The sequence below is a fragment of the Micromonospora reichwaldensis genome (genome assembly GCF_031845925.1).
GTDB lineage: Bacteria > Actinomycetota > Actinomycetes > Mycobacteriales > Micromonosporaceae > Micromonospora > Micromonospora reichwaldensis.
The window spans coordinates 139,812-155,675 of the sequence record NZ_JAVRFL010000003.1; the positions used below are offsets into that span (position 1 = coordinate 139,812).

The 15,864-nt window shown below is 75.5% G+C and carries 3 protein-coding genes (1 of these 3 cut by a window edge); all 3 read right to left on the bottom strand.

What is annotated here, in order from left to right; translation table 11 throughout:
- Nucleotides 1-11,703: the 5' portion of a non-ribosomal peptide synthetase gene (locus RM555_RS03230; RefSeq protein ID WP_311410366.1), read on the bottom strand. The gene continues 1,890 nt to the left of window position 1, outside the view; 11,703 of the gene's 13,593 nt are visible here — the first part of the coding sequence; its start codon is at nucleotides 11,701-11,703; its stop codon lies off the left edge, out of view.
- Between the two features lie 129 nt (nucleotides 11,704-11,832).
- The gene (locus RM555_RS03235; protein ID WP_311410367.1) at nucleotides 11,833-12,504 is read right to left on the bottom strand and encodes a hypothetical protein; all 672 of its coding nucleotides are present in this window, start codon (nucleotides 12,502-12,504) and stop codon (nucleotides 11,833-11,835) included.
- Nucleotides 12,501-15,863 (bottom strand): non-ribosomal peptide synthetase, encoded by a 3,363-nt coding sequence (locus RM555_RS03240; RefSeq protein WP_311410368.1) that lies wholly within the window; start codon nucleotides 15,861-15,863, stop codon nucleotides 12,501-12,503. Before RM555_RS03240 ends, RM555_RS03235 begins: the two co-directional genes overlap by 4 nt.
- Nucleotide 15,864 lies beyond the last annotated feature (1 nt).

A 15,864-nucleotide genomic window follows, 5' to 3' on the forward strand; every position in this document is an offset into this window, starting at 1 on the left:
GACCGCCGCGCCGGCCGCGAGGGCGCCGAAGATGTCGAAGACGGAGAGGTCGAAGCTGAGCGCGCTGACGGCCAGGACCCGGTCGGCCGGCCCCACGCCGAAGCGCGCGTTGACGTCGAGGAGTGTGTTCACCGCACCGCGATGGTCGATCGTCACCCCCTTCGGCGTGCCGGTGGACCCGGACGTGTAGATCACGTACGCGACGTCGGTCTCCGCGAGGTCGACCGGCCGCAGCGCCGGCCCGCCCGCACCGACGGCGGCCGCGTCCACCACCAGGCGCGCGACGCCCTCGGGCAGGGCCACCCGCTCCGACTCCACCAGGACCAGCCCCGCCCCGGCCCGCTGGAGCACCCGGGCCACCCGCTCGGCCGGCCAGTCGGGGTCGAGCGGCAGGTACGCGCCCCCGGCGTGCAGGACCGCGAGGGTGGCGACGACCTGCTTCCAGCCCCGGTCGAGCAGCACCGCGACGAGCTGGCCGGGGCCGACGCCGTGGTTCTGGAGCCGCCCGGCCAGCCGCCGTGCCTCGACGCGTACGGTGGCGTGGTCCAGGTGCCGGTCCGGGGCGAGCACGGCGGGCGCGGCGGGGGTCGCCAGCGCCTGCCGGTCGACCAGCTCGTGCAGGAGCCCACGACCGGTCGGCGGGGCCACCGGCACCGGCGGGGCGAGCGGCCCGTCCAGCGTGCCGTACCAGGCGTCCGGCTCCGCCAGCCGCCCGAGCAGCTCCCGGTACGCCGCGAACATCTCGGCGACCAGGCCGGCGGGGAAGAGCTCGTCGATGCTGTCCCAGTTGACGTGCAGCCGCCCGCCGGCCTCGAGGACCGTGTGGTCGATCCACACCTGCGGGGTCTGGGTGATGCCGTGCAGCACCTCGCCGCCGAGCGCCGCCGCGAGGCCGCTGTCGCCGACGTCGGGGGCCGATTCGGTGAGCGTGCTGTTGAAGACGACCGGCAGGGCCGCGTGGCGGGTGCCCCGGGCGCGGGCGAGTTCGCGGTTGACCCGTACGCCGCTGACCGCCGAGTGGTCGATGTCCTGCCAGAGCTGCTCCTGCACCGCACGGGCCCGGGTCACGAAGTCGACCCCGGCCGCCACGTCGACCTCCAGCAGCACCAGCGACGTGAAGTCGCCGATCACCGCGTTGATGCCGGGATGCAGCGGCAGCCGGTTGAACAGCGGCAGGCTCAGCGTGAACCGCGACTGGCGGCTCCACCGGGCCAGCACCTGCGCGAACGCGGTCACCAGCAGCACCGACGGGGTCACCTGGTGCCGGCCGGCGAGCGCCTTCAGCCGGCTCCAACGCTCCGCCGGCACCACCTCGTCGTAGCGGGTGAAGCGCGGTCGTTCGACGCTCTCCGGCTGCCGTTCCAGCGGGAGCTGCGGCGCGGGGGCCAGCGTGCCGACCCGCTCCCGCCAGTAGTCGAGGGCCCGCTCGTAGCGCGGCGTGCGGCGCAGGGCCCGCTCGGCCAGGACGTAGTCGCGGAAGGTCACCGCGAGCGGCGGCAGGTCGACGTCCGGGTCGGCGTAGAGCAGCGCCAGCTCGTGTTCCAGGATCTGCCCGCTGGCCGCGTCGAGGATCAGCGCGTCGAGGCTGACGTGCAGCCGCGCCTCGCCGTCGAGCAGCGTCACCGCGAATTCGAACAGCGGCCAGCGGCCGGCGTCGAACACCTGGTGGGACATCCGCTCCCGGGTCTCGCCCAGCCGGCGGTCGGCGGTCTGCGGGTCGAGCCCGCGTAGGTCCTGCCGGGCCATGGCGTAGCGCGGCACGCTCGGCAGGACCCGCTGGACGCCGTCGTGGAAGACCGCGCGGAGCATGTCGTGGCGGTCGACCAGCCGGTGCAGCGCCCGGGTGAAGCGCTCCTCGTCGAAGTCGCGCAGCCGCAGCTCGCTGTAGCCGTGCGCGCCGACGCCGCCGAGCTCGATGGTGGACCCGCGGCCCACCCAGTAGGCCTCCTGGATGTCGGTGAGCGGGAACGGCTCGTACCGGCCGGTGGGATCTGCGACGAGCGACGGCAGGGCGTCGACGGCGGGGGAGTCGGGCCCCGCCAGCTCGGCCGCCAGGTCGGCCAGGACCGGCTTCTGGAAGAGGGTACGCAGCGACAGCCGCGCCGACATCCGCTCGTTGATCGCGTGCACGAGGCGGGTCGCCAGCAGCGAGTGGCCGCCCAGCGCGAAGAAGTCGTCGTGCGCGCCGACCCGGTCGCGGCGCAGCACCTCGGCCCAGATGGCGGCCATCCGGGCCTCCCGGTCGTCGCGCGGCGCGACGTAGGCGGTGGCGAGGTCGGCCTGCTCCGGCGCGCGCAGGGCCCGCCGGTCCAGCTTGCCGTTGGCGGTCAGCGGCAGCCGCTCCAGCACCACCCAGCGGGTCGGCACCAGGTGCTCGGGCAGCCGGCGCCGCAACTGCTCGCGGGCCGCCTCGGCGGTGACGTCGCCGACCAGGTAGCCGACCAGGTGCGCATCGCCGGGGGCGTCCTCGCGCAGCAGCACGGCCGCCTCGCGGACGCCCGGAACGTGCCGCAGGGCGGCCTCCACCTCGCCCGGCTCGACCCGGAAGCCGCGCACCTTGACCTGGTCGTCGGCGCGCCCGACGAACTCGATGGTCCCGTCGGCCCGGCGGCGGACCAGGTCCCCGCTGCGGTACATCCGCTCGCCCGGCCCGGCGAACGGGTCCGGCAGGAACCGCGCCGCGGTCGCCGCCGGCCGGTTGAGGTAGCCGCGCGCCAGGCCGGACCCGCCGATGTAGAGCTCGCCGAGCACGCCCGCCGGCACCGGCTCGCACCGCTCGTCGAGCACGTAGAGCCGGGCGTTGGCGATCGGCCGGCCGATCGGCGGCAGGGCCGGCCAGTCGGCCGCCGCCTCGGTGGCCAGCGTGAACTGGCTGACCACGTGGGTCTCGGTCGGGCCGTACTGGTTGTAGAGGTACCGGCCGCCCAGCCCCGCCACCAGGGCCCGGACGTCGTCGTTGACCCGCAGCGCCTCGCCGGCGGTGACGATCTCGCAGCCGGGTTCGAGCGGGGCGACGGCCCCGGTGAGACCGGCCAGCTGGTGCAGCACGGCCGCCGGCAGGAACGCCCGCCGTACGCCCTGCTCGGCCAGGACGTGGCGCAGCCGGCCCAGGTCCCGGCCGCTCTCCTCGCCGATCAGCACCAGCGTGCCGCCCTGGCAGAGGGTGCTCCAGATCTCCTGCGCGGAGACGTCGAAGCCGATCGAGGCGAACTGGAGCACCCGTTGCGGCGCGGGACTCCCCGGCGCGGCGTAGCGGAGCTGCCAGTCGATCAGGTTGTCCAGGCACCGCCAGGTCTGCGCCACGCCCTTGGGGCGGCCGGTGGAGCCGGAGGTGTGGATGACGTAGGCGAGGTGGTCGGGCCGGGTGCCGAGGTCGGGGCTGGTGGTGGGGTGGTCGGCCCAGCGGTGGGTGTCGGCGTCGAGGTCGACGAGGGGCGCGTCGGTGAGGCCGTCGAGGGTGGCGCGGGTTGCGGCGTGGGCGAGGACGGCGACCGGGGCGCCGTCGGCCAGCAGGTGGGCCAGGCGTTCGGCGGGGTGGGCCGGGTCCAGGGGCAGGTACGCGCCGCCGGCCCGGGCGACGGCCAGGAGCGCGACGATCAGCTCCGGCGACCTGCGCAGGCAGACCGCGACGAGGGTGTCGGGGCCGACGCCGTGCGCGCGTAGGTGGTGGGCGAGCCGGTTGGCGCGCGCGTCGAGGTCGCGGTAGGTCAGCGACGTGCCCTCGAAGGTGACCGCCACCGCGTCGGGTGCCGCGGCGACCCGCTGCGCGAAGCGGTAGACGACGCCCCGTTCGACCGGGGACGGCTCGGCCTGGCGCAGCGCCTGCTCCCGTTCCCGTTCGTCGAGCAGGGTCAGCCGGTCGATGGGCTGGTCGGGGTGGGCGACGAGTTGGGTGAGGACGTGGCGTAGGTAGCGGATGTGCCGCTGGGCGGTGGCGGTGTCGAAGAGCGCGGTGGCGTATTCGAGGCTGCCGGTGATGCGGCCGTCGTGCTCGGTGAGGGCGAGGGTGAGGTCGAACTTGGCCGTGCTGTGGGGCGGTGGCAGGGCGGTGACCCGCAGGCCCGGAAGGGTCAGCTCGCCGTCGTCGGTGTTCTGCCAGGCGAACATGACCTGGAAGAGGGGGGTGTGGGCGAGGTTGCGGGTGGGGTTGACGGCTTCGACGACGTGTTCGAAGGGGAGGTCCTGGTGGTCGAGGGTGGTGAGGGTGAGGTCGCGGATGCGGTGGAGGAGTTGGGTGGTGGTGGGGTGGTCGGTGAGGTCGATGCGTAGGGCGAGCGTGTTGACGAAGAAGCCGATGAGGTTTTCGAGTTCGGCGCGGCGTCGGTTGGCGGTGGGGGTGCCGATGATGAGGTCGTGTTGGCCGGTGAGGCGGGACAGGACGATGGCCCAGGCGGTGAGGAGGGTCATGTAGAGGGTGGTGCCGTGGGCGGTGGTGAGGGTTTTGAGGGCGGTGGTGAGGTGGGGGTCGAGGGTGATGGGGAGGTGGGCGCCGTGGTGGTCCTGTTCGGTGGGTCGGGGTCGGTCGGTGGGTAGGTGCAGCAGGGTGGGTGCGTTGGTGAGGGTGTGTCGCCAGTGGTTTTCCTGGCGTTGCAGGGTGCCGTCGGTGAGCCATTGGCGTTGCCAGGCGGCGTAGTCGGCGTACTGCACGGGCAGGGGCGGCAACGGATCCGGTTCGCCGTGGTGGTGCGCGGTGTAGAGCACCCCCAGCTCACGGGTCAGGACGCCGATGGACCAGCCGTCGGACACGACGTGGTGCATGGTGACGAGCAGGACGTGCCGGTCCGGGGCGAGGGTGACCAGGCGGCCCCGGATCAGGGGACCGGTCGTCAGGTCGAACGGGGCCGTGAACTCCTCGTCCTGGAGCCGGGCCAGCCGGGCGGCGGCGTCGGGCGCCCCGGTGAGGTCGTGCGTGCGCAGGGTGAAGCCGGTGCCGGGCGGGTCGACGTGCTGGTGGACGTCGGCGCCCGCGGGCACGAGCCGGGTGCGCAGGGCCTCGTGCCGGGCGACCAGGGCGTCCAGGGCCGCCCGCAGCGCGTCGTGGTCGAGCCAGCCGGCCAACTCCAGGGCGAGGGGCATGTGGTACGCGTGGCCGAGACCGCCGAGCCGTTCCAGGAACCACAGCCGCCGCTGCGCGAAGGAGGGCTCCAGCGCGCCGGCCCGGTCGACCGGGCGGATCGGGGGCAGCACGTCGCGGCCGTCCGGCGTCAGCCGGGCGACGAAGGCGGCGAGGACCGGCGCCGCGAAGAGCACCGCCGGGGAGACCTCCCGCCCCAGCACCTGCCGGATCCTGGACACCAGCCGCATGGCGAGCAGCGAGTGGCCGCCCAGGGCGAAGAAGTCGTCGTGCCGGCCGACCCGCTCGACCCCCAGCACCTCGGCCCAGACGCCGGCGACCATGGACTCCAGCAGGCCGACCGGCTCGACGTGACCGCGCTGGCCGAAGGCCTCTCCGTCCGGTGCCGGCAGCGCCGCCCGGTCGAGCTTGCCGTTGGGCGTCAGCGGCCACACCGCCAGCCGGACGTACGCCGACGGCACCATGTGCTCCGGCAGCTGGGCGGCGAGCCGGTCCCGCAACCGCGCGGCGTCCGGCGCCTCTGCGCCCAGCACGTACGCGACGAGCCGCTGCTGGCCGCCGGCGTCGGGGCGCGCCACGACCACCGCCTCCCGGACGCCCTCGGTCGCCGCCAGCCGCGACTCGATCTCGCCCAGCTCGACGCGGAAGCCCCGGACCTTCACCTGGAAGTCGTCGCGGCCCAGGAACTCCAGTTCCCCGCCCGGCAGGCGGCGACCCAGGTCACCGGTGCGGTAGAGCCGCTCGCCCGGCACGAACGGGTTGGCGCGGAAGCGCCGCGCGGTCAGCTCGGGCCGGTTCAGGTAGCCGCGCGCCACGCCCGCGCCGCCGATGTGGATCTCGCCGACCACCCCGTCCGGGACCGGCTCGCCCACGGCGTCCAGCAGGTAGACCCGCACGTTCGGCAGCGGCCGGCCGATCGGCAGGCAGGTCGCCCCGGCGAGACCGTCGGTCGGGAGCAGGTGGCAGGTGCTGTCGACGGCCGCCTCGGTCACGCCGTACGCGTTGACGATCCGTACCCGCGGGCCGCACAGGGCCCGGAGCTGGGCGGCGTTCGCAGCGGTCCAGGCGTCCGAGCCGCAGACCACCGTCTCCAACCCGGCCAGGCTCCCGCCGGTCGACTCCAGGTGCTCCAGCAACGGGTTGAGCACCGCCGGCACGAAGTCGGCGAAGTCCACGTCGTGGCGGCGCAGCAGGGCGTACAGGCCCGGGCTGTCCAGCAGCAGCGGACGCGGGCAGAGCACCAACCGCCCGCCGAAGCCGAGCGCCCGCACCACGTCGGCGGTGAAGACGTCGAAGGAGAAGCTCGCCATCTGCAGGTGCACCAGGCCGGGACGCAGGTCGAACAGGCGCTCCCAGGCGGCGGCCACGGCCATCAGCTGCCGGTGCTCCACCAGCACCCCGTTGGCGGTGCCGGAGGTGCCGGACGTGTAGATGACGTACGCCAGATGGTGCGCGCCCAACCCGTCGACGGCCGGGTCGGTCACCGGCAGCGCCGCCCACGCCGCCGCGTCGAGGTCCAGGTCGACCACCGGGGTGTCGAGCCCGGCCAGCGCGGCGTGCAGCCGCTCGCGGGCCGGGCCGTGGGTCAGCGCCGTCACCGGCGTGCTGTCGTGCAGCATGGCGGCGAGCCGGTCGGCCGGGTAGGCCGGGTCGAGCGGGAGGTAGGCGCCACCCGCCTTGAGGACCGCCAGCAGGCCCACCACGGTGTCCAGCGACCGCTCGACGCAGATCGCCACCAGCCGGTCCGGACCGACGCCGCGGGCGCGCAGGTGGTGGGCCAACCGGTTGGCCCGCGTGTTCAACTCGCCGTAGGTGAGCCGCTCGTCGCCGAGGACGAGGGCCACCGCCTGCGGGTCGCGGGCCGCCCGGGCCTCGACGAGGTGGTGCACGCAGCGCCCCGGCGGGTACGCCACCGTGGCGTCGTTGCCGTCCTCGACGAGCCGGCGGCGCTCGGCGGGAGGCAGCACGTCGAGCCCGCCCACCGGCGCGTCCGGCGCCCGCTCCAGCGCGTCGGCCAGCGTCTCCAGGGCCCGCTCGACCATCGCGCAGACCCGGTCGGGCGCCACCCCCGCCGCGGCCGCGACGGTCAGCACCACGTCGTCGCCCAGGTCGTCGACGTCCAGCGCGAGCGGGTAGTTGCCGTGCTCCTGCGCGGCCAGGTAGGTCAGGTCGTCCGCGTCGGGTTCCGGCGCGGGGGCGTCCGACTCGGCCAGCACCTCGGCGTGCCGGTAGTTCAGCAGGGCGGTGAAGAGCGGTGCCGGCGGCGCGACCCCGCTGCACGACTGGGCCAGCGCCAGCGACGCGTGCTCGTGGCGGATCAGCCCGGTCAGCGCCTCGTGGGTGCGCAGCACGCACTCCGTGGCACCGGTGGCGTCGACGGTGACCCGTAGCGGGAGCGTGTTGAGGAAGGGCCCGAGGACGCGGTCGCTGCCCGCGCCGGCGTCCATCCGCCCGGAGAGCACGGTGCCGAAGACCACGTCCCGGCGCCCGGCGGCCCGGGCCAGCACCTGCCCCCAGGCGACGTGGAAGAGGCTGGTCACCCCGACCTGGAGGGCCTGGGCCCGCTGCCGCAGCCGCCGCGCCAGCTCCGGACCGAGCCATACCCGGGCGTCGCGCATGGTGTGCCCGTCGCCGTGGATGTCCCGCAGGCCGAAGGGCACGGTCGGGCTGTCCACGTCGGAGAGCATCCGGCGGAAGAAGCTCTCCTGCTCGGCCCGGTCGGCGCCGCGCCGGATCCGCGCCACGAAGTCACGGAAGGGCAGCGGCGGCGGCAGCCGGTCGCCCTCGCCGGCCAGGTACGCGCGGACCTCGGCCCGCAACTGCTTCAGCGAGGTGTTGTCGTCGACGATGTGGTGGATCAGCTTCACGGCCAGCCACGCTCCGTCGCGCGGGTCCCGCGCCACCAGCAGCCGTAGCAGCGGGGCCTGGTCGAGGGGGAGGCGGGCGTACCGCCGGTCGACGTGCTCGCGGAGCTGCCGGAGCGGGTCGTCGCCCGCGGGATCGAGCGTGACCTCCTCCACCGGCAGGGGCGCCCGGCGCCACACCACCTGCACCGGCTCGCTGATCCCGTGCCACACCACCCCGGTGCGCAGCACGTCGTGCCGGGCGACCACCGCCTCCAGCGCGGCGGCGTAGCGGTCCAGCCGGTCCCGGTCGGCGAAGCGCAGGACCGTGGTCACCAGGTAGGGGTCGCGGTCGCGGGCCATCAGGTGGTGGAAGAGCATCCCCTCCTGCACCGGGGCCAGCGGGTAGACGTCCTGCACGTTCGGCGCCCCGCCGGACACGGTGGCGACGACCGCGTCGATCTCCGGCTGGCTCAGCTCCACCAGCGGCAGCAGGTCCGGGGTGATCCGGTCGCAGCCGGCCGGGATCGGCTCCGGCGTCGCGTCGGCCCGGTCCGTGCGGGCACCCACGGCGGCGGCCAGGTCGGCCAGGACCGGCGAGGCGAAGAGCGCGCGTACGTCGGCGGAGAGGCCCTGGCGGCGCATCCGTTCCAGCACCCGCAGGGCCAGCAGCGAGTGCCCGCCCAGCGCGAAGAAGTTGTCGTGCCGGCCGACCCGCTCGACGCCCAGCACCTCGGCCCAGATGGCGGCGAGGGCGGTCTCCGTCGGACCGACCGGCTCGGTGTAGTGCCGGGCGGCGAAGGCGGACCCGTCGGGTGCGGGCAGCGCCCGGTGGTCGAGCTTGCCGTTGGGCGTGAGCGGCCACTCGGCGACCCGCACGTACGCGGCCGGGACCATGTGCTCCGGCAGGACGCCGGCCAGCCGGGTCCGCAGCGCCTCGGCCGTCAGCCGGCGCACGGACGCGGTGTAGTAGCCGACCAGGCGCGGCTCGCCCGTGGCGTCGGTCGTGACCGTCACCACCGCGTCGCGTACGCCCGGACAGGCGGCCAGCCGGGCCTCGATCTCGCCCAGCTCGACGCGGTAGCCACGGATCTGCACCTGGGAGTCGTTGCGGCCCAGGTACTCGAGACCGCCGTCGGGGCGGTGGCGCACGAGGTCACCGGTGGCGTAGAGCCGGTCCCCCGCGACGAACGGGCTGGGCCGGAAGCGTTCCGCGGTCAGCGCGGGACGGTTGAGGTAGCCGCGCGCGACCCCCGCGCCACCGACGTGAAGCTCGCCGACGACCCCGGGCGGCACCGGTTCCCCCCGCCCGTCGAGCACGTAGAGCCGCAGGTCGCCGATGGGCCCCCCGATCGGGCTGACGCCGGGTCGCTCGGTGTCGGCCGGAGTCAACGGCCGGTGGGTCACGTGCACGGTGGTCTCGGTGATGCCGTACATGTTCACCAGTTCGGTGCGCCCGTTGCGCGCGTCCGCGTACCACGGCCGCAGCATCGTCGGGTCCAGCGCCTCGCCCCCGAAGACCACCGTGCGCAGCCGGTGCGTGCGTGCGCTGTCGGCCTGCGCGGCGATCAGGCTGCGGAACGCGCTGGGGGTCTGGTTGAGGACGGTGACGCCCTCGTCGCAGAGGAGCCGGTGGAAGTCGGCGGGGGAGCGGCTGACCAGCCGGGGGACGATCACCAGCCGGCCGCCGTGCAGCAGCGCCCCCCAGATCTCCCAGACGGAGAAGTCGAACGCGAAGGAGTGGAAGAGGCTCCACACGTCCGTCGGACCGAAGCCGAACCACCCGGCCGTGGCGGAGAAGAGCCGCACCACGTTGGCGTGCTCGACCATGACGCCCTTGGGTCGTCCCGTGGAGCCGGAGGTGTAGATGACGTACGCGAGGTGGTCGGGCCGGGTGCCGGGGTCGGGGTCGGTGGTGGGGCGGTCGGCCCAGCGGTGGGTGTCAGCGTCGAGGTCGACGAGGGGCGCGTCGGTCAGGCCGTCGAGGGTGGCGCGGGTCGCGGCGTGGGTGAGGACGGCGACCGGGGCGCTGTCGCGGAGCAGCTCGCCGAGGCGCTCCGCCGGATGGGAGGGGTCGAGCGGCACGTACGCGCCGCCGGCCTTGAGCACGGCCAGCAGGGCGACGACCAGCTCGGGTGAGCGTTCCAGGCAGACCCCGACGAGGGCGTCGGGGCCGACGCCGTGCGCGCGTAGGTGGTGGGCGAGCCGGTTGGCGCGCGCGTCGAGGTCGCGGTAGGTCAGCGACGTGCCCTCGCACGTGACCGCCACCGCGTCGGGGGCCGCGGCGACCCGCTCCGCGAACAGCCCGGGGATCGTCCGCCCGACCGGGTACGCGGTCGCGTCGTCCCAGGCCGCGAGGAGTTCGCGGCGCTCCGCCGGGTCGAGCAGGGTCAGCTGGTCGATCGGCTGGTCGGGGTGCGCGACGAGCTGGGTGAGGACGTGCCGCAGGTAGCGGATGTGCCGTTCGGCGGTGGCGGTGTCGAACAGGGCGGTGGCGTACTCCAGGCTGCCGGTGATGCGGCCGTCGTGCTCGGCCAGGGAGAGGGTCAGGTCGAACTTGGCGCTGGTCCACGGGCTGGCCAGGGCGGTCACCTCGACACCGGGCAGGTCCAGGTCCACGTCCTCGTTGTTCTGCCAGGCGAACATGACCTGGAACAGGGGGGTGTGGGCGAGGTTGCGGGTGGGGTTGACGGCTTCGACGACGTGTTCGAAGGGGAGGTCCTGGTGGTCGAGGGTGGTGAGGGTGAGGTCGCGGACGCGGTGGAGGAGTTGGGTGGTGGTGGGGTTGTCGGTGAGGTCGATGCGCAGCGCGAGGGTGTTGACGAAGAAGCCGATGAGGTTTTCGAGTTCGGCGCGGCGGCGGTTGGCGGTGGGGGTGCCGATGATGAGGTCGTGGTGTCCGGAGAGGCGGGACAGGACGATGGCCCAGGCGGTGAGCAGGGTCATGTAGAGGGTGCCGCCGTGTTGGGTGGTGAGGGTTTTCAGGGCGGTGGTGAGGTGAGGGTCGAGGGTGACGGGTAGGTGGGCGCCGTGGTGGTCCTGTTCGGTGGGGCGGGGGCGGTCGGTGGGTAGTTCGAGCAGGGTGGGTGCGTCGGCGAGGGTGTGTCGCCAGTGGTTTTCCTGGCGTTGCAGGGTGCCGTCGGTGAGCCATTGGCGTTGCCAGGCGGCGTAGTCGGCGTACTGCACGGGCAGGGGCGGCAACGGATCCGGTTGGCCGTGGTGGTGCGCGGTGTAGAGCACCCCCAGCTCACGGGTCAGGACCCCCAGCGACCACCCGTCGGAGACGATGTGGTGCATCGTCAGCAGGAGCACGTGCCGGTCCGCGGCGAGGGCGACGAGGCGGCCCCGGAACAGCGGGCCGGCCGCCAGGTCGAACGGGGCGGTGCTCTCCTCCTGCTGGAGCCGGGCCAGGGCGGCGGCGGCGTCGGCGTGCCCGGTCAGGTCGTCGAGCCGGAGCGGGAACGCGGCCCCGGGCGGGTCGATGCGTTGGGCCGCCTCGGCGCCGTCGGGCACGATGCGGGTACGCAGGACCTCGTGCCGGGCGACCAGGGCGTCCAGGGCCGCCCGCAGCGCGTCGTGGTCGAGCCGGCCGTCGAGCTGGAGGGCGAGGGGCATGTGGTAGGCGTGACCGACCCTGCCGAGGCGTTCCAGGAACCACAACCGCCGCTGCGCGAAGGAGAGCGGCAGGAGGCCGGAGCGGTCCGGCAGGCGCTCGACCTCGGCGGGTGTCCGCGCCGGGGGGACGCGACCAGGGGCGGGAACACGGGTCGGTTTGTCGTCCGGCACGTGCGCCCCCTCGATTGCCCGACGGCCCGTCGCGTCACCTGACTGCGCCACCTGACATCGGCCGAAGTGGATCCACAGTAGACGACTCGACAGGTTGGGACCAGGGACCGACGGGCCGGTCCGGGGACCTCAATCCGACACGCGACTCAGACTTTCGGCCAGCGCGTCGGCGAGCCGTCCGTACGCCGCCCGCAGCACGTGCGGGGCACCCGCCGCGCCGGCCCGGTTCGCCGCCGCCAGGGCGTACGCGCGCACCAGGGCAGCCGGGTACGTCTGGGCGTACGCCGACGCGTCGGCCAGCGCCAGGACGCCCGCCAGCGCGTCGGCGTTCGCGATGGCGTTGGCGTCGGCGAACGCCTCGGCGTTGGCCCCGGTGCTGAGGTCGGCGTAGTGCGCGGCGAACTCGACGACCTCGTCGGGGCCGTAGCCGTTGGCGGTCGCGTAGACCTCGGCGTTGGCGTACGCGACCGCCCGGGCCTCGGCGTACGGGTAGGCGGCCCGGTACAGCTCGCGCAGGGCGGGTCGGAGTGCGGCGCGCCACTCGTCGGCCCCCACCCGCTCGCCGGCAAGCGCCCGTCGGTGCAGGTCGCCCACCAGCCGGCCGGCGTCGCCGCCGGGCGTCGAGGCGAGCACGCGCGCCTGCCAGTCGTGCACCACCGGGAACGGCACCCGGCTGGCGAGCCGGTCGAGTTCCCCGTCGACCCGCCGCCGCCAGTCCGGCGGGCAGGCCGGGTCGTGGCCCTCGGCGAGCGCGGCGAGCACCGCCGCCAGCCAGGCCGGTGGCTCCGGCGGAGCGCTCATCCGTCCCACCTCGACGGCCCGTCCATGCCGGCGAGGAGGTCGTCGACGTCGTCGTCGGTCAGCGTGTCGAGGTATCCGGCGCCGTCGGGCCCGGCCGGTGCGCCGGTCCGCGCCGGGCCGGCCCCCGGCGCGCCGGTCCCCGCCGGTGCGGCGCCGGCGGGTGTCGCGTCGACCCCCGCGCGGGTTCCCGCCCCGGCGGCGGTGACCGCGGCGGCCAGCCCGGCCACGGTGGGATCGTCGAAGAGCGTCCGGACCGGGAGGTCGACCCCGTACGTCGTCCAGACCCGGGCCATCAGCTGGGTGGCCTTCACGGAGTGCCCGCCCAGGACGAAGAAGTTGTCGGCGACCCCGACCGGGCCGGGCAGGCCCAGCAGGTCGGCCACCAACCCCGCCAGCTCCCGCTCCAGCGGGCTGCGCGGGGCGACGGGCGGCTCGCCGGAGCCGGCGCCCCGGCCCGGCGGTGGCAGGGCGCGCAGGTCCAGCTTGCCGCGGGAGGTGCGGGGCAGCTCGGGCAGCGCCACGAGGACCGCCGGCACCATGTGCGCGGGCAGGAACCGGCGCGCGTACTCGGGCAGGTCCGCCGGCGGGTCGGTCGCGGGCGGGTCGGTGACCACGTACCCGACCAGCCGTACGCCGTCGTGCGCCACGTCGGACACGGCCGTCACGACCGCGTCGCGGACCTGCGGGTGGCCGCGCAGCACCGCCTCGACCTCCGCCGTCTCGACCCGGAACCCCCGCACCTTCACCTGCCGGTCGGCCCGGCCCAGCGGCTCGATCCGCCCGCTCGGCAGCCAGCGGCCCAGGTCCCCGCTGCGGTAGAGCCGGCCGCCGGGGGTGAACGGGTCGGGCACGAACCGCTCGGCGGTCCAGCCGGGCGCGTCGGCGTAGCCCCGGCCGACCCCCGCGCCGCCGATGCAGACCTCGCCGACCACGCCCGGCGGCACCGGCCGCAGCCACCGGTCCAGCACGTAGACCCGGCTGCCGGTGACGGCCGGGCCCAGGTCAGGCGGCGCCGACCCCGGCTCGACCTCGGCCCCGGTCGAGTAGACGGTCGTCTCGGTCGGACCGTAGAGGTTCCACAGGCGTGTGCCCGGCTCCGCGAGGGCGTCGGCGAGGGCCCGGGGCAGCGCCTCCCCGCCGCTGAGGCGCAGCCGCACCCCCGCCGGCACCCCGCCGGCCGCGACCAGCATCCGCCACGTCGTCGGCGTCGCCTGGAGCATCGTGGCCCCGGTCGTGGCGAGCAGCCGCCGCAGCCGGTTGCCGTCGATCACGTCGTCCTCGCCGGCGACCACCACCGGCGCACCGCACAGCAGCGGCAGGAGCAGGTCGAGCAGGGCGATGTCGAACGCGAACGGGCTCACCGAGAGGACCCGGTCGGCCGGCCCCAGCGGGACCATCTCGCGGAACGCGTGCAGCAGGTGCGCCACCGCGCCCTGGGTGACGGTGACCGCCTTCGGCCGGCCGGTCGACCCCGAGGTGAACAGCACGTACGCCGCCGCCGACGCGGGCACCGCACACGGCGGCGGCAGCGCCGGGCGCGCCTCCGCGCCGGCCGGCACCGCCGGCTGCGCCCCGGAGCCGGCCGGCTCCGCCAGGTCCAGCAGGGTCACCGACGCGGCCAGCTCGGACAGCAGCGGCGCGGAGACGGCGCCGCTGTCCGTGACGACCACCCGCACCCCGGCGTCGGCGAGCATCCCGCGCAGCCGCCCCGGCGGGTGGGTCGGATCGAGCGGCAGGTACGCCGCCCCGACCAACCAGACGCCCAGCAGCGCCGGGAGCGGACGCGCTCCCCGGGGCAGGACGATGCCCACGGTCTCCTGGACCCGTACGCCGAGCCCACGCAGCCCGGTGGCGATCCGGCCCGCGAGCCCGCGCACTGCGGCGCCGGTCAGGGTCGCGTCGTCGCCCGCGATCACCACCCGGTCGCCGGCGTCGACGTCGGCCACGAGCGCCGCCGCGGTGCACTCCGGCGGCGGGAGGGACCCGGACCGGGCCGCCGGCCACACCCGGGTGACGAGGTCCGCCGTCGCGGGGGAGAGCAGGTCCACGTCGCAGACGCGGGTCTGCGGGGCGGTCGCCAGCGCGGTCAGGATCGCGCCCAGGGCGTCGGCCATCCGGCCCGCGCCGTCCGGGGTGAAGAGGTCGGTGAGGTAGCGCAGGCGCACCGTCAGCTCGTCCGGGCCGGCGACGGCGGCCAGCTCCAGCTCGAACTTGCCGGTGCCGGTGGGCACCAGCTCCGGCCGCCAGCGCAGCGCCCCCCGGTCCAGCGTCGGCAGGGCCTCCTCGACGGTGCACATCACCTGCACCAGCGGCGCCCGCGTCGGTTGCCGCTGCGGCCGGCACAGCTCGACCACCCGCGTGAACGGCAGGTCCTGGTGGGCCTGGGCGCGCGCGGTGGCGGCGTGCAGCCGGTCGAGCAGCTCGGCGAGCGTCGGGTCGCCGTGCAGCGTCGCCCGGATCGCGACGGTGTTGGCGAAGAGGCCCAGCATCGGCTCGGTCTCGATCCGGGTGCGCCCGGCCACGGGCACGCCGACGAGCACGTCGTCCGCGCCGCCGAGCCGGGACAGCAGGGCCGCGTACGCGGTCAGCAGGACGGTGAAGAGGGTGCTGCCCCGCGCCCCGGCCAGGCGGCGCAGCGCCCCGGCCAGCTCCCCGTCGACGGGCACCGCGACCTCGGCGGCGGCCGGCGACAGTCGGTCGGGGTACGGGTGGTCGACCGGGAGCGGCACCTCCGGCGGCGCACCGGCCAGCTCGGCCGGCCAGAAGCGTTCCGCCTCGGCGTGGCCGCCCGCGTCGTCGTGCTCCCGCTCCCAGAGGGCGAAGTCGGCGTACTGCAGGGGCGGCTCGACGGAGCCGGGCGGTCGGCCGGCGCGCCGCGCCTCGTAGTCGGCGGAGAACTCGTCGAGGAGCAGCCGCAACGACCAGCCGTCGATGATCGCGTGGTGCGCCACCAGCGCCAGGACGTGCCGCTGCGGGGCGAGACGCAGCAGCCTGACCCGGGTCAGCGGGCCACGCTCCAGCGGCAGCGGGGTGCGGGCGTGCTCCCGCAGCGCGGCCCGGGCCGCGGCCTCCCGGTCCGCCTCGGGCAGCTCGTCCAGGGCCACGATTTCGATGGCGGTCGCGGGGGCGTCGTCGTCGATCACCTGGATCGGCCGCCCGCCGTTGGCCCGGAAGCGGGTGCGCAGGATCTCGTGCCGGGCGACCGTCGCCGCCCAGGCCCCGTCGAGCGCGGCGGTGTCCAACGGGCCGTCCAGCCACACCGCCCAGCCGACGTGGTAGGTCGGCTGGCCCGGATCGAGCTGGTCGAGCAGCCACATCCGGCGTTGCGCGGCCGACGCCGGGAACTCGAACACGGCCATC